We start from the raw sequence: 17,642 nt of genomic DNA, 5'->3' as shown, positions 1-17,642 counted from the left end.
CTAGGGCGCGCGACGGCCCGTCACGATCACGGTGGAATAGGTGTCGGGGTCGAGGAAGCGCGCGGCCACCCGTCGCACGTCGGCGGCGGTGACGGCGGCGATGCGCTCGCGATAGCGCTCGGGATAGTCCAGCCCGAGACCCAGCTCCTCCAGGGAGGCGATCAGCACCGCGACCTTGGACGAGGTGTCGGTGCGCAGCGCGTAGCTGCCGATGAGATAGGCCTTGGCGAGCGCCAGCTCCGCGGGCGCGACGTCGGCGGCGCCGATGCCCCGCATCTCCTCCCGCACCAAGCGTATGGCCTCCTCGGTGCTCTCGTTCCGCGTCTGGAGCGACACGGTGAGCGAGGAGCCGTGGCGGGCGACCCCCACGCTCGCGCCCACCCCATAGGCGAGTCCGCGCTCCTCGCGCACGCGCGTGTAGAGGCGCGAGGTGGAGCCCCCGCCCAGGATGTACGTGGCGACGGCCAGGGCTGGATAGTCGGGATCTTTCTGGCGTATCGCCGGACGCCCCATGAACACGGTCGTCTGCGTCAGCTCGCGCGCGATGGTGCGCGCGGCCGGCGGCACCGACTCCGGCGCGCTCGGGACGGGGGGGAGCGGCGTGGCGGGCGCCCGCCAGCCGCCGAGCCGCGCCAGCAGTCGAGCGCGAACCTCCGGCGCCGACACGTCGCCCACCACGACCACGGTGGTCGCATCAGGACGGTAGTACGTGCGGTGGAAGGCGCTCACCTTGGCGCGGTCGAGGGTCGCCACGGATGTCGGCGTCCCCAGGGCCGGCCGGGCGTAGGGATGTCCGGGATAGATCAGCTCCGCGAGCGCGCGCCCGGCCACCGTCTCGGGCTCGCTCTCCGCGTTCCGGAGCGCGGCCTGGATTTCGCCGACCTTCCGGCGCAGCTCGTCGTCGGGGAACGAGGGCTGGGTCAGCGCCTCCGCGAGGAGATCGAATCCGAGCGGAAGGTCCTTCGAGAGCACGCCCAGCGAGAGCGCGGCGCCGTCGCGGCCGCCGCCGCTGGCCAGGCTCCCGCCCACGGACTCGATGGCGCGGTCGATCTCGGCAGCGCTGCGGTGCGCGGTGCCCCGGGTGAGCAGCGACGCGGTGAGATTGGCAAGACCGCCGGCGGCGGGCGGATCGAGGACGGACCCCGCGCGCACGTACACGCTCACTGCCACGATGGGCAGCGCGCGCCGCTCGCTGACGAGCAGCACCACGCCGTTGGGAAGCACCACCCGGTCGGCGAGCGGGGCGGCGGACGCCCCCGCGGCCAGCGCGGCGATCAGCAGCAGCGCGGCGGCGGCCCGCCTCATGCGGCCGCTCCGAGCTCGAGACGGAATCCCTTCACGAGGACGGCCGGCGCGGGGCGGAAATCGAGCGCGGGATCGCGCGTGAAGCCCAATCGTTCGTAAAGGCGCATGGCGGTCTGCATCATGTCGGTGGTGTGCAAGAGGAGTGCGGTCGCGCCAGCCGCCCGCGCACGCCGCACGCACTCGCGCATGAGCCCCTCCGCGACGCCCTGGCCGCGCTCCGCCGGCGGCACGGCGAGCAGCCGCACCTCCGACCCGCTGGTCCGGCGGGCGGTGCCCGGCATGGGCGCGCCGGCGGGATAGAGCAGCACCGCGCCCACGAGGACGCCTCCGCGGTCGGCGACGATTGCTCGGCAGGCGCCACGCGCGCCAGGGTCTCCACGATGTTGGCGCGGTACATGGGCCAGAGCGGCCCCAGCGCCGCGGCGTACTGCTCGTACGCGGCGAGCGTGAGCGCGCGGATCGCGTCGCCCTCGCTGGGGCGCGCGTCGCGGATGTCGAGGGCGGCCACGATCACGCCGCGTCCGGATAGGTGGCCCTCACCCGCTTCGAGCGGACGAGGTACGCGTACCAGAGGGCGACGCCGATCAGCGCGGGGACGGTCTGCTGCACGACGGCGATCGCAAGGGTGGGATTGGCCTCCGGCGGTAAGCCCGCGACGAAAGGCAGGAGCGCGGCGACGACCAGATAGGCCAGCGAGACCTGGAAGTAGCGCTTCGCAGTCCGCACGGCGCCCGGGCGCACATTGATGAGACGGAGCCCCACCCACACCCCGTACGCGGTGAGCGCGATCCGGAGCGCCGTGTCGACGAGGAGCACCACGCGCAGGCGCGGGAACTGGTCGAAATGCGGCGAGTCGCCCAGGTAACCGCGCACGATCCCGATCGTGACCAGGATGGGACTCACGACCGTGAGCCCGACGCAGAGCAGCAGCAGCCAGCCCCCCACGCGCATCTACTTCTCCTTCTCCATCTTCTCGGGGCCGCCCGGAGCGTTCACGGCCGCCTCCGGCAGGAGCACGCCCACCGTCCTCACGTCGACCGGGAAGTAGGTGCGGGCCGCCCGCTGGACATCGGCGGCGGTGACGGCGCGGATCGCGGCCACGTACTCGTCGGTGCGGCGCCACGAGCCGATGCGCTCGAACCGCGCGAGCGTGGCCGCACGCGAGTAGATCGAGTCCTGGCCCCACACGAACGACGCCTCGATCTGGTTCTGCGCGCGCGCGAGCTCCTCGGGGTCGATGGGCTCGCGCTTGAGCCGCTCGAGCTCCTCGAGGAGGCCGCCCTCGAGCACATCGAGACCGACGCCTTCGGCGGGGCGCGCGGAGAGCCAGAAGAGGTTCGGATCCACCGAGCTGTAGCTATAGTCCGCGTCGGCGTCCAGCGCGAGGCCCGCCTCCACGACCAGCCGGCGATGGAGGCGCGACGCGCGACCGCCCGAGAGAACGCTCTCGAGCACCTCCAGCGCGGGCGCGTCCGGGGAGCGGAAGTTGGGCACGAGCCAGGTCAGCGTCAGCGCAGGCAAACGCGCGGCCGCGCTCCGCAGGGTGACCCGCCGCTCAGAGCGCGGCGGCGGCTCCACCGCGGTCACCGGCGGCGGCGCCGGCCCCCGCGCGATGGGCCCGAACAGCGTGCGGATGCGCGCGAGCAGCTCGGGCGCGTGCACGTCCCCGACCACCACCAGCACGGCGTTGTTTGGCCGGTAGTAGAGGTCGTAGAACGCCCGCAGCTCGGCCGCGTTGATGCGGCCGATGTCCTCCATCCACCCGATCACCGGCCACCGGTAGGGATGAGCCGCGAAGGCCGTGGCCATCACTTCCTCGGCGAGGAGGCCGTCGGGGCTGTCCTCGGTGCGCATGCGCCGCTCTTCCATCACCACCTGGCGCTCGGCATCGATCTCGGCGGGATCGAGCAGCAGGTTGCGCATGCGGTCGGCCTCGAGCTGGAGGACCTCGTCCACCTTGTCGGCGGCGATGTTGACGAAATAGGACGTTGTGTCCTGGGTGGTGAAGGCGTTGTCGTGGCCGCCATTGCCCTCCACGACCCGGGAGTACTCGCCCTTGGGATGCGTGGGCGTGCCCTTGAACATCATGTGCTCGAGGAAGTGGGCGAGCCCGGTGGCGCCCGGCCTCTCGTCGCGCGAGCCCACTCGGTACGACACCTGCACGGACACGATGGGATTGCGCCGGTCCTCGAGGATGAGCACGCGGAGGCCGTTGTCGAGCGTCGTCTCGAGCACCGGGGTGGCGGCGCGCGCGGCGGGCGCGGAGGCGACGAGGGCGGCGACCAGCACGAGAGCGACCGGACACCGCCAGCGCATGCGCGGAATTATCCTACGAGCGGGCGCGACCGGCAACCGACGCCGGTCCCGCCGCGGCGCGAAACGGCCGGTCGAGCGACATCATCCCCGCCACCGCGAGCGCGCTCAGCGCCGCCGCGCCGTGGAGCCCCGCCACGAACGAGCCGGTGAGATCGCGCAGCCAGCCCGTGACGAACGGGCTCGCCACCGCGCCGAGGAAGCAGATGGTGTTGAACGCGCCGAATGCGCGCCCCAGCACCGACGACGGGAAGAGATCGCCGAGGATCGCGTACGCGGGGCCCCAGCAGCACCAGATGAAGAACGACGTGCCGAGGAGCGCCAGCGTGAGCAGCCACGCGTGACCGTGTTGGCGGATGATCAGGCCCATCGCGAGCACGGTGAGCACGCTGCCCGAGAGCGCGGCCGCGATCACGAGCTTACCGTGGTAGCCCCGCGCGCGCAGCCGGTCCGTCGCGAGCCCGGACACGAGGAGCCCCGCCGGCGCGGTGAGACCCTGCAGGCTCGCCAGCGAGGCGGAGCGGGCGAGATCGCGGACGCCCGCCTCCACGAAGAGCGCGGGGCCCCACGTCGCGAGGAGGAACTGCACGTAGATGGGCACCATGCCGCTGATCGCGAGCAGCCAGAAGTCGCGCGTGCGCAGCACGCGCTGGAAGGGCCAGGCGGGGTCGGCGGCCGCCGTCGCGCGGGGCGGCTCGGGGATCCACCGCCAGATCATCAATGCGGCGAGGAGAGGGGGGAACGCGAAGAGCAGGAACACATGCCGCCACGGCAGGAGCGTGCCGAGGTAGCCGGCGAGCACCAGCCCCAGCGTGGTGCCGAGCCCGGGCCCCGAGAAGGAGATCCCCTGCCCGAGCGCGATGCGGCCGGGCGGCGTGGTGGCGGCGATGATCACGCGATCGTTCGAGAAGAGGAAGCCCTGGCTGAGCCCGGTGGCGAGGCGGGCGACGAAGAGCAGTGTGAGCGTGCCGGCCAGGCCCGTGAACACCGAGGCGCCGGCGCTGAGCAACACGCCGGCGATGACCATGCGCCGGCGTCCCAGCCGGTCCCCCAGGGCGCCCGCCGGGAGCTGCATGCTCGTGTAGGCGTAGAACACCGCCGCCGAGAGGAGGCCGGCCTGGGCGTAGGTGAGGCCGAACTCCGCCATGATGGGCGGGAGCAGCGCGGACAGCGCCATGCGGATGAGATAGTTGGCGATCCACGCGTAGACGAGAATGGCCCAGACGAGCCCGTACGGCGCGACGCCGGTCACGAGCGGCGGCGGGCGAGCGTGCGGGCGCGCCGGAACACGCCGTGCAGCATGGGACGCGTGAGCCGGCCGGTGAATGTGTTCTGCTGGCTCGGGTGAAAGCAGCCGAGGAGGATCACGCCGTCGGGCATCGCCGCCTCGGCGCCGTGGCCGAACCGCGGCAGAGGCCGCGGCAGCGGAGCGGCAAGAGCGCGGCGCGCCCGGAGATAGGTGTCCCAGCCGATCTTGCCGAGGGCCACGATCACGCGCACCTCCGTGAGGCGCCGGAGCTCCTCCAGCAGGAAGGGCTGACACCGCGCCAGCTCCCCCGGCGTGGGCTTGTTGGCCGGCGGCGCGCAGCGCGCCGCCGCGGTGATGTAGGCGCCGTGCAGACGGAGGCCATCGCCGGCATGGCGCGACGTGGGCTGATTGGCGAAGCCCGCGGCGTGCAGCGCGCGGTAGAGCCAGTCGCCGCTGCGGTCGCCGGTGAACATGCGCCCGGTGCGGTTCCCGCCGTGGGCGGCGGGCGCCAGTCCCATCACGAGCACGCGCGCGCGAGGATCGCCGAAGCCGGGGAGCGGGCGCGCCCAGTAGGTCTCGCCGCGGTAGCGGCGTGGGGGCGCGGCGGCGACCGCTTCGCGGTGGCGGACGAGTCGGGGACAGCGGCGGCACGCGATGATGCTCGCGGCGAGATCGGCGAGCGACACGTTGTTCTCGCCGCCAACTTCGGGGACAATCACGGAGCGATGATACCGAACGGGAGCGAGCGGTGACAAGCCGCGTGCCCGCGCTGATCGTGCACGGCGGCGCGGGCGCCGATCCCAAGGGCGGCCGCGAGGAGCTGCGCGCGGGCATCGAGCAGGCGGTGCACGCGGGATGGGAGCGCCTGGCTGCCGGCGGCTCGTCGCTCGACGCGGTGGAAGCGGCGGTGTGCGCGATGGAGGACCATCCGCGCTTCAACGCGGGACGCGGCTCCGTCCTCACCAGCGCGGGCACGGTGGAGATGGACGCCTCGATCATGGAGGGGGACGGGCTCACCAACGGCGCGGTGGCCTGCGTGAGCGGCGTCCGCCATCCCATCACGCTCGCCCGCCGCGTCCTCGAGGCCGGCCGCCACTGTCTCTTCGTCGCCGAGGGCGCGCTCGCGCAGGCGCGGGCGCTGGGCGTGCCGCTCTGCGATCCCGCCGAGCTCGTCCTCGAGCATCAACGGCGCCGGCTGCAGGAGACCCAGGCGGGCACGGTGGGCGCGGTTGCCCTCGATCGCGCGGGCGTGATCGCCGCCGCGACCTCCACCGGCGGCACGAGCGGCAAGCTCCCCGGACGCGTGGGCGATTCGCCCCTCATCGGGTGCGGCACCTACGCGGAAAGCACGCTGGGCGGCGTGTCCTGCACCGGCGACGGCGAGGCCATCATCCGCGTGGTGCTGGCCCGGCGCACGCTCGAGATCATGAAGTCGGTGGGCGATCCCAAGCACGCCTGCCAGGTCGCGCTGGACGTGCTCGTGGAAGAGGGGCGCGGCGGGGGCGGCCTGATCGCGGTGGACTGGAAGGGGCGCATCGGCTGGGCGCATTCCACCCCGCTGATGCCGGTGGGCTGGGCCAATCCCTCCCAGGGCATCGTGGTGGGGTTTTGAGCGCGGACGCCGCGTGAGCGCCCTGCCCGCGGAGGCGGTGGGGCCCGCCGAGATCGAGGCCGCGCAGGCCCGCCTGGCCGGAGTGATCCACGTGACGCCGTGCGCGTACTCCCAGAGCCTGAGCGAGCTCACGGGCGCGCGGGTCTTCGTCAAGCTGGAGAACCTCCAGATGACGGGCTCCTTCAAGGAGCGCGGAGCCGCCAACGTGCTGCTGCAGCTCACCCCGGAGGAGCGCGAGCGCGGCGTGGTGACGGCGAGCGCGGGCAATCACGGCCTCGCGGTGGCCTTCCACGCGGCGCGCCTGGGCATCGCCGCCGTCATCGTGATGCCGGAGTGGGCGCCGCTGACCAAGGTGCTGTCGGCGCGGCGCCAGGGCGCGGAAGTCGTGCTCCACGGCGACAACTACGACGCAGCCTACGCCCGCGCGCGGGAGATCGAGGCGGCGCGGCGGCTCGTGTTCGTGCACCCCTTCGACGACGCGCGGGTGATCGCCGGCCAGGGCACGATCGGGCTCGAGCTGGCCGCCCAGGTGCCGGAGCTGGACGCCGTCCTGGTGCCCGTCGGCGGCGGCGGGCTCTCCACCGGGGTGGCCATCGCGCTGAAGTCCCGACGCGCGGGCGTCGAGGTGATCGGCGTGGAGGCCGAGGAGATCGCCGCGATGAAGGCGGCGCTGACCTCGAACGACCGCGTCACCGTCGCCGCCGCCGCCACCATCGCCGACGGCATCGCGGTGCGGCGCGTGGGGGAGCTGACCCTGTCGCTGGCCCGGCGGTGGCTCGACCAGGTGGTGACGGTGAGCGAGGAGGAGATCGCCAACGCCATCCTGCTGCTGCTCGAGATCGAGAAGACGGTGGTCGAGGGCGCGGGCGCGGTGCCCCTGGCCGCCCTCGTCAACAAGAAAGTCGCGTTGACGGGGAAGACGGTGGCGCTCGTCCTCTCCGGTGGTAACATCGACGTCAACCTGATCTCGCGGATCATCGAGCGCGGCCTCGTCAAGGACGGCCGGCTCGTGCGCCTGGCCGTCATGCTGCGCGACCGGCCCGGCGAGCTCGCGCGGCTCACCGCGCTGGTGGCGGAGATGCGCGCCAACGTGCTGCACATCCTCCACGACCGCGCGTTCTCACGGGCGCGGCTCGGGCAGACCGAGGTGGAGGTGACGCTCGAGACGTCGGGACGCGACCAGATCGACGCGGTGAAGCGACATCTCGCCGAGGCGGGCTACGCCGTCCACGAGATCGTGCGCCGCGCCGCGCCCTCGCCCCCAGGCTCCTAGCCGCCCTCGCTCGCCCGCCGGTAGACGCTGACCGTCGTCCGCCGGAACTGTCCCACCGCGGCCGACCACGTGGGCTCGCCCAGGATGAACTCCGGCGACACGTAGATCGCGTACTGACGGACCAGCCGGTACTCGTGGTGCAGGCGGTCCTGGGGATCCGCGATACGGCCGGCGAGCACCAGCACGTCGGGGGGCGCGCTCGGCCACTGCCCCCCGAGCACGCTGCGGTAGCGGAGCCGGTTGTCGCTGAAGAGCGCTTCGGCGCCGAGGGTGCGGATCGGTCCGTTCACGCCGCTCAGGAGCGTCCCGAGATCGCGGGAGCTGTCCCGCATCGAGTAGTGCGGATCCAGATATCCGGGCGCGAGGCGCACGAGGCCGAGCACCCCGACGAGCAGGGCCGCCGTGACCACCGCGAGCCCGCCGGCGCCGCGCGGCCAGGTGGACGTCGCGGCCAACAGCAAGGCACCCGCTATCGCAAGAACGAGGAGCGCCCAGCGCGGCGCCTGCCCGATCCCCGCCGCGTCGGGCCAGAAGGGCGCGCCGGCGAGCGTGAGGCGCTCCACGACGAGCCATGCCGAGGCCCACAGCGGTGGGAGCCACACGAGGCACCGCACCGCGGGCACGCGAGCGAGCGCGCGTGACACGAGCGCGGCCGCCCCGACGAGCGCCAGGAGGAAGACGGCGTAGCGCAGGCGCAGGCGCGCGGGATCCAGGCCGATCGATCCGCCCAGCGACAAGAGCGCCGTCGTGACGATGAGCGAGGTGGGGGCGGACAGCAGGAACGCCGCACCCATGCGACGTATCCCGGTGCATCTCCCGAGCGCGGCGGCCAAGCCCGTGAGGCCCTCGCGCTGTAGCCACGAGAGTCCCACGGCGATGATCACGCCCATCGGCACCAGAATGTGGACCTTGTACCGGGAGGGAAAGTACTCGAGGGCGAACATGAGGGGCGCAAAGGCGCCCGCCCAGATGCATGCCGCGCGAAGGTGCGCGGCCTCGTCGCCGCGCTCCGACACTCCGCGCCCCGCGAGCCCGCCCAGGCACCCCAGCCAGGCGGCGAGTGACCAGAGCGCGAGCGTGGGAGCCAGAGAGTCCTCGAAGGGAAAGCCTACCACCTTGTAGAGATCGCTGACGCCGACGAAACCCCTCAGCACGCGCAGGAGGATGCGAAGCGAGATGGCGCCGGAGGCCCCCGCCACCACGACGGCACCGGCCGCCAGCACGGCGGGCACGAGCACGCCAGCGGCGTAGGCGGCGAGCGCGCGCCCCCGGGACAGCGCCGCCACCGGCGTCCGCGCCAGCACCAGCGCGCCGAAGATGAAGGCCACGGGAAGCACGGTGGCCTTGGCGCCGATGGCGGCGGCGGAGAGGAGGCCGCCCGCGACTATCCCCCACCCTGTCCGCACCCGCACGAGCACGAGGAACGCCGCGAACGACAGCGCCATCGCGGCCATCTCAGGGATCGCGAGGCGGCTCAGCACCACCAGGTCCATCTCGACGGCGAGCATGGTCAGAGCCAGCAGCAGCGCCGGCGGGGTGGCGAGCCGCCGGAACGCGGCCCAGAACCCCACGAGCAGCGCGCTGCCGGCCAGGGCGCTCACGAGGCGCGCCGACCAGAGGCTCACGTCGGCGATCGAGAAGACCACGAACGCGGCCGCCTGGAACAGGGGGGCGAGGAGCAGATGCAGCGCAGAGCCCACCGAGCCGATCTCGCCGAAGAGACGCAGCGCGCGCGCATGCGCGATCCATCGGCCCTCGTCGGTGATGTAGCCGTTCCACTCGTAGTAGTAGGGATCCGCGCCGAGCCGCGCGAAGCGGAGGACGACGCCGCCCACCAGCACCAGGAGGGCGAGGCCCCGCGCGACCCGGTCGGTCATCGGCCTCGCGTGCGGGGATCGCGAAGATCGGCGAGGCGATTGTAGATCGCGACCACCGCGGCGCCGACGAGGAAGCCCAGGACGAACGCCCAGGCGAAGCCGATGAGGCTCCCCACGAACGAGACGCGATAGCCGATGAAGTACTGCCCGAGCAGCGCCAGGTGCGGGCCGACCACCGGCCCCCCCTTGAGCACGAGCCAGTTGGTGGCCACGAACAGCGCGAGTCCGGCGAGGAGCCCGGTCACCACACCGGCGATCGCCGCATTCAGACGCACCACGCGGACCAGCACCAGGGTCTCGAGATCCTTCGAGTCGGTCGCCATGCGTTGACTCCTAGACGAACTCGAGGAACCGCTTCAAGAGGTGCCGCTGGGCGCGGCGCCGCAGGAAGGACAGTGAGAGGAACAGGGTGAGGTTCCGGATCACCGCGAAACCCCAGCCCGCCACGAACCCCCCGAGGGCCCCGTAGGCGAGGCCGATGAGGCTGCCGGCGGCCGTCACGGAGTAGCCGGGCAGGAACTGCGCGAGCAGGCCGAGTGTCGGCCCCACCACGGGCCCGCCCTTCCACACGAGCACGAGCGTCGCGAGGCCCAGGAGCGCGCCGGCGACCACGCCCGTCGCCGCGCCGAGGGCCACGCCGTCCACCCGCGGGAAGATCTCGGTGATGCGCCCCTCCAGCACCGCCGCCTCCGCGTCGCTGACCCCGACCTCCTCGTGGTACTCGGGCTCGGTATTCACGCTCCAGAGATCGTGGCGGACTCCGCTCTCCAGATTTCGCACGGCGAGGAGCCCGGTGAGCATGGCGTGATCCTGGTTGTTGTACCGGTGGAGGCCATTGCGCCCGATGGTCTGGAGGTTCTCGAGGCCGTCCACGAAGGCGCGCACGGTATCCAGGTGCTCCCGGTAGTCGGCGTCGTATACGGGATACGCCTTGGGCACGCGAAACACGCAGCCGTCGGAGATCTCCGACGCCCGCGCGAGGCCGATGCGCTCGAGCTCCTCCTTGCCCAGGCGGATCAGCGCCTCGTCGGGGAGGGTCCAGAGCGCGTCGCCCTCCGAGCAGAAGTACTCGAGCCCGAGGCTCGCTTTGGCGGGATCGGGCACCATGTCGGGGCTCCAGCTCCGGAAGTTCTGGATGCGGCCGACCTTCACCTCGGGCGAGTGCACGTAGATCCAGTTGTCGGGAAACGGATCCGGCCGATCGACGATCAGGCACACGGTGAGGAAATCGCGGTAGGTGAGCCGGCGCGCCGCCTCGCGCACCGCATCGGGGGCCGGCGGGTCGAGGCGCAGCACGAGCTGGGTCACCGGCATGCTGGAGAGGAACTGATCGCCCGGCACGACCTCCTCACCCTGCGGGCCCGTGAGCACCACGCTGTCCACGCGCCGCCCGTTGCGGCGGACAGCCGTCACCTCGGCCTCCAGCCGCACCGCACCGCCCAGGCGCCGAACCTCGTCCGCCGCGGCCCGCCACATCATGCCCGGGCCCAGGCGAGGATACTCGAACTCCTCGATGAGGGTCTTGATCGTCTTGCCGGGCTTGATGAACATCGCCACCACCGCCGAGCGTAGCGAGAGATCCTTGATCCGCTGGGCCGCCCACTCCGCCCGCAGCTCCGAGCACGGGATGCCCCACACCTTCTCGGTGTAGGTCTTGAAGAACGTGAGGAAGAGACGGCGGCCGAAACGGTTCGTCACCCACTGCTCGAAGGTCCGCTCCTCCTCGTACGGGAAGAGCTGCCAGCGGAGGTAGCTCAGCACGACCAGCAGGGCCCGCCATAGGCCCAGGCCGGCCAGCGCATTGAGCGGTCTGAGCGGATAGTGGAAGAACCGTCCGTCGTAGTAGATCCGCGATAGACGCGGGCGACGCCGGAAGTCGGGGCCGAGCACCTCCTGCCAGATCTTCTGCACCTCGTCGACCTTGGTGAAGAAGCGATGGCCACCCATGTCGAAGTGAAAGCCCTTGTAGGACTCGGTGCGAGCGAGCCCCCCCACGATGGGCGCCTGCTCCAGCACCACGACCGGCCGGCCCTGACGGGCGAGCTCGCGTGCCGCAGTGAGGCCGGCGGGCCCGGCGCCGATCACCACGTGCCGCGAGCCGGCCCCCGCGCTCACGGCCGCCGTCCGCGCCCGGCGAAGCGCGCCTCGAGGGCGGCATAGACAAAGGTGGCCGCGCTGTAGAGGAAGTACAGCACGTGCAGGGGGAAGCCCGCGGCAAGGAGCGGGAAACCGCCCCGATGCCACAAGAGCACGTAGAACCGCCGGTTCAGGACGGCCACGCCGGCGAGCGCGCCCAGCGCGACCGCCAGCGCGGGGGCGGGCCGGAGTGGTGCGAGCACGAGGCCGAGGACCGCAACCCCGGCCAGCGCCGCTGTCACCCGCTGGGAGGGGCTGAGGTTCAGGTCCGTGGGCGTCTGCGCCGTCTCGAGGATGAGTCGAGCCCACGGCAGCGCGCGGCGCGTGACGTCCACGCGGACCATGGACGCGAGCGTCCAGCGCTTGAGATGCGTCCCCTGCACCATGGGGTCGAGGCGGATGCGGTGGCCGGCCCGACGCAGCCGTACGCCGAGCTCGATGTCCTCGATGCTCGGACGCGGGAACCGCACGGCATCGAAGCCGCCCACGGCGAGGAACGCGGCGCGGCGCACGGCGCCCAGGCCCGCCCAGAACGTCGACGCCTCCGCGCGTCCCGCGTGGTGGACGAAGTGGTGCAGCAGGTTCCGGTAGCGCGAGACGAGGCCGGGTGCGCGGGGCCGGTCGTCGTAGGAGCCGAAGAGAGCGGCGAGGCCCGGATCGTCCGCGAAGGTCCGCCCGACGCGTCCCAGCGCGTCCGGGGCCACGACGACGTCGGCGTCCACGAAGAGGATCACGTCGCCGTCGGCGTGGGCGACCCCATGATTCCGCGCGGCGCCCGGACCGCTGTTCCGGACGAGGCGGAGCACGGTGGCGCCCGCCGCCTTGGCGACGTCCGGCGTCTCGTCGATGGACGCATCGTCCACCACGATCAGCTCCGCGTCGGGCGGCGCGGCCGCCCGCAGCGCGCCCAGGCACTCGGCGATCTCGCGCTCGGCGTTGTAGGCGGGGACGATGATGGACAGCGAGGGAGCGGGGCGGCGCCGCCCCACCTCCGCGGCCGTGCTCACCGGCCGGCGAGAGCGGCCGTGGGCGCCGCGAGCGGCTTGATGATGAGCCGTTTGCCCGACGGCTCGAGGGGGATCTCCGTCACCGGCTCCACCGTCACCGTCATGTCGGGGCCGAGGAAGCGCCCAAGCTCCCGCTCGAGGGTGACGCGGAAGACGTCGTCGAAGCGCGGGGTGGGGACTACTCGAAGCGAGACGGCGTCCGGCGCGCCCTGAACGGCCTGATACTCGCGCACGTACGGGATGATTCCCGCCACGAACGCGAGGAACTGGCCCAGCGCGACGCCACTGATCTCGCGGCCGTCCGGCGTGCGGATCACCTCGCTGGCACGGCCCTCGATGCGGGCCAGCGTCGGCAATCCTCGTCCGCATGAGCAAGGGTCTCCCGCCACCGCCTGGTCGCCGGTGGCGTAGTTGATGAAGGGCATGACGAGGTTGGCGAGGTCCGTGACGACGACGCGGCCGGATTCCCCGGGCGCCGCGTCCTTCCCATCGGCGCGGACCACTCGGACGATCACGCGCTCGGCGTTCACGTGCAGCACGTGGGGCACGTCCGGGCAGCTCTGCGCGATCTGCGGCACCTCCCAGCAGGAGTAGTAATTGGCGATGGGCGCGCGGAACGCCCGCCCGATCACCGCCGCCGCGGCGGGCGTCAAGGTTTCGGCGAAGCTGATGATCGCCCGTGGCGCTGCCTCGAGAGGCCGGGCCTCGGCTTCGATCCGCACGGCGAGCCCCGCCAGCGCGCCCGCGTAGGCCCGAAGGTAGTACGGACCACGCCGGCGGATACGTGCGACGACAGCGCGCAGGCCGTCGGCCGACGTCCGATCGGCGGCGAGACGCTCGATGCGCTCACCGAGCATCAGCCGGGTGCGAAGCGCCGACCACCGCCCGCGCGGCGTCAGACGCTCGTAGAAGTACGCGGGGCTGGCGAGGACGAGACGCGTGTGCCAGGGCGCCGTGCCCGCCCAGCCGAGCCAGAACCAGTCCGTGCCGCCCATGGCGGGCACCGCCGCGCGATCCCAGAAGAACTGGAAGGGCAGCCCCGTGGAGCCCGACGTCATCATCGGCTGCCGGCGGCTCTCGGGGATGTTCTCGGCGGTGGCCCTCGCCGGAAACGCGTCGCGAAGATCGGCCTTGCCCGTGACGGGGAGCCGGGACAGGTCGGCGATCCCCCGGACGTCGCCGGCCCCGAAGCCGACGCGCGCGAAGAGGTCGCGGTAGTAGGGCACGTGCCGCCCGGCATGCTCGAGGAGCGGCCGAAGGCCGGCCGCGGCTCGCCGGTCGAGCGCGTCGGCCGCTTCCCACTGCAGGGCGTCGAGCCGGCGCGCGGTGGTCCAGCGAGGATGTCCGAGTCGCGCGCCCAGAGGCTCGATCACCCGGGGCACGAGCCACCGGTAGAGCGGCTCGGTCCTCATTCCGGGCGGAGTCGGAGTCGCTGGCGCGCCGCCCGGTCCCGGAGGCTCGGTATCCCCATCTCGCCGAACAGCGCCGCCGCGGCGGCGAGGTGCGGCTCGGCGAGGTCGTGTCGTCCGGCCCGCCCGTGGAGCTCGCCCAGCCCGAGCCGACAGTGGGCGAGGGCGGGACGCATCTCGAGCTTCGCCCCGAGGGCCATCGCCTCCTCGTAGAGGCGGGCGGGCGTGTCGAGGTCGGCGGGCTCGCGCCGCGCGGCCACATCGCCCAGGAGGTGCAGCGCCCAGACCTCCTGTCCCTTCTCGTGAAAGCGCCGGGCGAACTCCAGCGACTCTTGCGCCCGCTGCCAGGCACGCGCGAGATCGCCCGCCACGAGGTGCCCCTCGGCGAGCCATCCCAGCCGCACCGCCTGACCGAGCGGCGAGTTCTTGGACGCGGCTTCCTCCACGACCTCGGTCATCATGCCGATGCCCTCTTCGAGCCGCCCGGTCAACGCCCGCACCCGCCCGACCGCGCCGATCAGGGAGAAGACATAGAGGTAGATGCTCCCGCGGCGGCCCACGTCCATCCCGCGCTCGAGGATCGGCATCGCGCGGTCCAGGGCCTCCCGGCGCATCAGCAGCATGCCCAGCCCGAGGCAGATCGCGGTGAAGCTCGGCGCGTGGTCGAGCTCCTCGGCCAGGCGCAGCGCTTCCTCGCCGAGGCGCATGGCCTCGTCGAACTCGCCGAGCTCGCCCAGGCAGCGCACGAGGCGCTCCCGGCTGGTGACCGAGGGGTACGTGGGAAAGATGGGCAGCCCGAAGCGCTCGCGGACCCGATCACCGCTGAGGACGTCCACATTGCGCCGCAGCACCGCGACGGCCTGCCGGTAGTCACCCGTCATGTGGAACGAGTAGCCGAGCAGGAGGTTGACGGCGACGCCGTGGGCCACGTCGGTACCACCGCTCAGCTCGAGGGCACGGTGACCGGCCTTCACCGTCTCCTCCTGGTCGTTCGAGAGATAGTGGTAGTGCGCGAGGGCGTAGGCGATCCAGCTGAGGCGACGCTGATCGCCCAGTGTCCGGGCCATCGCCTCGGCCTTCTGCATCTGGTCGAGGATGCGGCTGCGCTCCGCCAGGGGCACCAGCGCCTGCCGAAGGTCGAGCCGCACGTCGATGGCCTCTTCCATGCGTGGGTGATCGGCGGGCAGGTGCTCGAGCGCGACCAGCGCCTGCTCGAAAAAGGCGGCGGCTTCGCGGCTCGCCGAACGGGCGAGGGAACGCGTCCCAGCCTGGCGCATATACCGCGCCGCCTTGTCCCACACCTCGCCCCGGAACGCATGATGGGCCAGGTGCTCGGTCTCGCTGGCGAGCCGGTCGGCGGAGAAGCCCTCGATGGTCTCGAGGATGCGCGCGTGGAGGGCGCGCCGCCGATCGATGAGCAGGCTGTCGTACGCGACCTCCTGCGTGAGGACGTGCTTGAAGGTGTACTCGATCTCCGGGAACAGGCTGCTCTCGTACAGGAACTCCGCCGACTGCAGCCGGGCGATCCCCGTGCCGAGATCGCCGCCCTCGGGGCGCATGCTGGCCTCGAGGAGCGGCAGGGAGAACTCGCGTCCGATCACCGCCGCGGTCTGGAGCAGCTTCTTCTCTTCCGCGCTGAGGCGATCGATGCGGGCGGCCAGCATCGTCTGCACCGTGGCGGGCACCCGGATGCTCGACAGCGGCCGGGCCAGGTGGAACGCGCCCCGCTGGCCGACCACGATCTTCGTCTCGACCAGCGTCCGCACGCTCTCTTCGAGGAAGAACGGATTGCCCTGGGTGCGCTCGATGAGGAGGGCCTTGAGCGGCACCAGGTCGGAGCCCGGCCCGAGCAGCGTCTCCAGCAGCTCTTCCGCCGATTGCGGGGTCAGAGGATCCAGGCGGACCTGGTTGTAGTAGGTCCGGCTCGCCCAGCCGTGCCGATACTCCGGCCGATAGCTCACGAGCAGAAGGATGCGCGTGCCCCGGAGACCGTCGACGAGCCGGTTGAGGAACGTCTGGGTCTCGGCGTCGATCCAGTGAAGGTTCTCGAAGATGAGCAGGAGCGGGCGGACGCGGCTCTGCCACACGAGGACGCGCCGCACGGCATCCATGGTTACCTGCCGGCGCTGCTCGGGATCGAGCCCGGCCCACACCGCATCGTCCACGGGAAGGTCGAGCAGCCACAGAAGGGCGGGGAGCGTATCGGCGAGCGAGGGGTCGAGGGCGACGAGTCGCGCCGTCACCTGCTCCCGCATGTCGGCGGGATCCGCCCGCTCGTCGAGCTGGAAATACGTCCGCAGCAGCTCGGCCACCGGCATCCACGCCGTCTTCTGCCCGTACGAGACCGAGCCCGTCTCGAGCACCAGCCAGCCCTGGGTCTGCGAGGAGCGCACCAGCTCGTGGAAGAGGCGCGACTTCCCCACCCCGGGCTCGCCGATGACGGCCACGACCTGACCGGCGCGCGCCTCCGCGCGCTCGAGGGCGTCCTGCAGCATCTTGAGCTCGTCGGCGCGGCCGACGAACCGGGTCAGGCCGCGGGAGGCCGCGGCCTGGAAGCGGGTGCGCGTCGGCTCGGCGCCGACGAGCTCGAACACGTCCACGGGCTCCGCGAGCCCCTTGACGGTGACGAGGCCGAGTGGCTTGAAGTGCAGCGAGGACTCGGTCAGGCGTGTGAATGCTTCGGTGACGAAGATGGATCCGGGCCCGGCGAGCTGCTCCATGCGCGCGGCGAGGTGGGTGGTCTGCCCGACGGCGCTGTAGTCCATGCGCAGATCGCTGCCGATGGTCCGGACCACCACCTCGCCGGAGTTCATCCCCACCCGGATCTGCGCGCGGAAGCCGAAGCGCCGCTCGTGCTCGGCGGCGAGGGCGGCGATGGACTCGGCCATGCGCAGCGCCGCGTAGCCCGCGCGCACCGCATGGTCCTCGTGGGCCACCGGCGCGCCGAAGAGGGCCATGATCCCATCGCCCATCACCTGGTTGACCGTCCCTTGATAGCGGTGGACAGCGTCCATCATGGCCTCGAGCACGGGATCGAGGATCTGGCGCGCTTCCTCGGGATCGCGTTCGGCGAGGACCTCCATGGAGCCCTTGAGGTCCGCGAACATCACCGTCACCTGCTTGCGCTCACCCTCCAGGGCGCTCCGGCCGCCGAGGATGCGCTCCGCGAGATGCGCCGGCGTGTAGGCCCGGGGGGACTGGTAGGCGGGCCGGCTGGGCAGCGGCCGGGGTGCCGGGGGGGCGGGCGTCGGCGCGGGGGCCGTGGGCCCCGTCGACGGGGCGGCGCCGCGCGAGAGCGCCACCCCGCATCCCCCGCAGAACGCCGCGCCCGCCTCATTGGAGAAGCCGCACGCCGCGCACACGGAGAGCAACGCCGCTCCGCAGGAAGCGCAGAAGCGTCGGTCGTCCTTGTTGTCAGTCTGGCAGCGGGAACACTGCATCGGACCGGACTACGTCGCCAT

The 17,642-nt window shown here is 72.3% G+C and carries 14 protein-coding genes; 2 read left to right on the top strand and 12 right to left on the bottom strand.

What is annotated here, in order from left to right:
- The 6 genes from VFX14_24960 to VFX14_24935 all read right to left on the bottom strand — a co-directional run bounded on the left by VFX14_24960 (nucleotide 1) and on the right by VFX14_24935 (nucleotide 5,586).
- A complete protein-coding gene (locus VFX14_24960; GenBank protein ID HEU5192947.1) occupies nucleotides 1–1,305 on the bottom strand; it encodes a pitrilysin family protein in 1,305 nt (434 codons plus the stop codon).
- Nucleotides 1,302–1,709 carry a GNAT family N-acetyltransferase gene (locus VFX14_24955; GenBank protein HEU5192946.1) on the bottom strand — a complete coding sequence of 136 codons (408 nt, stop codon included), beginning with the start codon at nucleotides 1,707–1,709 and terminating at the stop codon, nucleotides 1,302–1,304. The genes VFX14_24960 and VFX14_24955 overlap by 4 nt, the downstream gene beginning before the upstream one ends.
- Before the next feature lie 106 nt (nucleotides 1,710–1,815).
- Nucleotides 1,816–2,256 (bottom strand): DUF2569 family protein, encoded by a 441-nt coding sequence (locus VFX14_24950; protein ID HEU5192945.1) that lies wholly within the window; start codon nucleotides 2,254–2,256, stop codon nucleotides 1,816–1,818.
- Nucleotides 2,257–3,621 carry a pitrilysin family protein gene (locus tag VFX14_24945; protein HEU5192944.1) on the bottom strand — a complete coding sequence of 455 codons (1,365 nt, stop codon included), beginning with the start codon at nucleotides 3,619–3,621 and terminating at the stop codon, nucleotides 2,257–2,259.
- Nucleotides 3,622–3,634: 13 nt separating this feature from the next.
- A complete protein-coding gene (locus VFX14_24940; GenBank protein ID HEU5192943.1) occupies nucleotides 3,635–4,870 on the bottom strand; it encodes an MFS transporter in 1,236 nt (411 codons plus the stop codon).
- The gene (locus tag VFX14_24935) at nucleotides 4,867–5,586 is read right to left on the bottom strand and encodes a uracil-DNA glycosylase (protein ID HEU5192942.1); all 720 of its coding nucleotides are present in this window, start codon (nucleotides 5,584–5,586) and stop codon (nucleotides 4,867–4,869) included. Before VFX14_24935 ends, VFX14_24940 begins: the two co-directional genes overlap by 4 nt.
- 29 nt (nucleotides 5,587–5,615) lie before the next feature.
- Between VFX14_24935 and VFX14_24930 the strand changes: the two genes are divergently transcribed.
- Together VFX14_24930 and ilvA are read left to right on the top strand one after the other, a co-directional pair.
- Complete coding sequence (locus tag VFX14_24930) at nucleotides 5,616–6,479, top strand: isoaspartyl peptidase/L-asparaginase (protein HEU5192941.1); 864 nt, start codon at nucleotides 5,616–5,618, stop codon at nucleotides 6,477–6,479.
- 13 nt (nucleotides 6,480–6,492) lie between these two features.
- Nucleotides 6,493–7,752 (top strand): threonine ammonia-lyase, encoded by a 1,260-nt coding sequence (ilvA, locus tag VFX14_24925; GenBank protein HEU5192940.1) that lies wholly within the window; start codon nucleotides 6,493–6,495, stop codon nucleotides 7,750–7,752.
- Here the strand turns inward: ilvA and VFX14_24920 are convergent.
- Genes VFX14_24920 through VFX14_24895 form a run of 6 tightly spaced genes read right to left on the bottom strand, consistent with a single transcriptional unit; the run spans nucleotide 7,749 to nucleotide 17,483 of the window.
- Nucleotides 7,749–9,629 carry a hypothetical protein gene (locus tag VFX14_24920; GenBank protein ID HEU5192939.1) on the bottom strand — a complete coding sequence of 627 codons (1,881 nt, stop codon included), beginning with the start codon at nucleotides 9,627–9,629 and terminating at the stop codon, nucleotides 7,749–7,751. The two genes, ilvA and VFX14_24920, sit on opposite strands and share 4 nt — an antisense overlap.
- The gene (locus tag VFX14_24915) at nucleotides 9,626–9,952 is read right to left on the bottom strand and encodes a hypothetical protein (GenBank protein HEU5192938.1); all 327 of its coding nucleotides are present in this window, start codon (nucleotides 9,950–9,952) and stop codon (nucleotides 9,626–9,628) included. The genes VFX14_24920 and VFX14_24915 overlap by 4 nt, the downstream gene beginning before the upstream one ends.
- Before the next feature lie 10 nt (nucleotides 9,953–9,962).
- The gene (locus VFX14_24910) at nucleotides 9,963–11,744 is read right to left on the bottom strand and encodes an NAD(P)/FAD-dependent oxidoreductase (GenBank protein ID HEU5192937.1); all 1,782 of its coding nucleotides are present in this window, start codon (nucleotides 11,742–11,744) and stop codon (nucleotides 9,963–9,965) included.
- Nucleotides 11,741–12,772: a glycosyltransferase family A protein gene (locus VFX14_24905; protein HEU5192936.1), complete on the bottom strand. Its 1,032-nt coding sequence runs from the start codon at nucleotides 12,770–12,772 to the stop codon at nucleotides 11,741–11,743. The genes VFX14_24910 and VFX14_24905 overlap by 4 nt, the downstream gene beginning before the upstream one ends.
- Nucleotides 12,769–14,184 carry a hypothetical protein gene (locus VFX14_24900; GenBank protein ID HEU5192935.1) on the bottom strand — a complete coding sequence of 472 codons (1,416 nt, stop codon included), beginning with the start codon at nucleotides 14,182–14,184 and terminating at the stop codon, nucleotides 12,769–12,771. The genes VFX14_24905 and VFX14_24900 overlap by 4 nt, the downstream gene beginning before the upstream one ends.
- On the bottom strand, nucleotides 14,181–17,483 hold the full coding sequence (locus tag VFX14_24895) for an adenylate/guanylate cyclase domain-containing protein (GenBank protein ID HEU5192934.1): 3,303 nt from the start codon (nucleotides 17,481–17,483) through the stop codon (nucleotides 14,181–14,183). The genes VFX14_24900 and VFX14_24895 overlap by 4 nt, the downstream gene beginning before the upstream one ends.
- Nucleotides 17,484–17,642 lie beyond the last annotated feature (159 nt).

It is taken from the genome of Candidatus Methylomirabilota bacterium (genome assembly GCA_035764725.1).
In the GTDB taxonomy this organism is placed as follows: Bacteria; Methylomirabilota; Methylomirabilia; order Rokubacteriales; family CSP1-6; genus DASRWT01.
The sequence above is the reverse complement of the archived record's forward strand: the minus strand, read 5'-3'. Positions and strand labels throughout refer to the sequence as shown.

What these genes read in the sequence shown, in the direction of transcription:
- VFX14_24960 (HEU5192947.1), bottom strand. Translation starts at nt 1,305, where the DNA reads ATGAGGCGGGCCGCCGCCGCGCTGCTGCTGATCGCCGCGCTGGCCGCG.
- VFX14_24950 (HEU5192945.1), bottom strand. Translation starts at nt 2,256, where the DNA reads ATGCGCGTGGGGGGCTGGCTGCTGCTGCTCTGCGTCGGGCTCACGGTC.
- VFX14_24945 (HEU5192944.1), bottom strand. Translation starts at nt 3,621, where the DNA reads ATGCGCTGGCGGTGTCCGGTCGCTCTCGTGCTGGTCGCCGCCCTCGTC.
- VFX14_24920 (HEU5192939.1), bottom strand. Translation starts at nt 9,629, where the DNA reads ATGACCGACCGGGTCGCGCGGGGCCTCGCCCTCCTGGTGCTGGTGGGC.
- VFX14_24915 (HEU5192938.1), bottom strand. Translation starts at nt 9,952, where the DNA reads ATGGCGACCGACTCGAAGGATCTCGAGACCCTGGTGCTGGTCCGCGTG.
- VFX14_24900 (HEU5192935.1), bottom strand. Translation starts at nt 14,184, where the DNA reads ATGAGGACCGAGCCGCTCTACCGGTGGCTCGTGCCCCGGGTGATCGAG.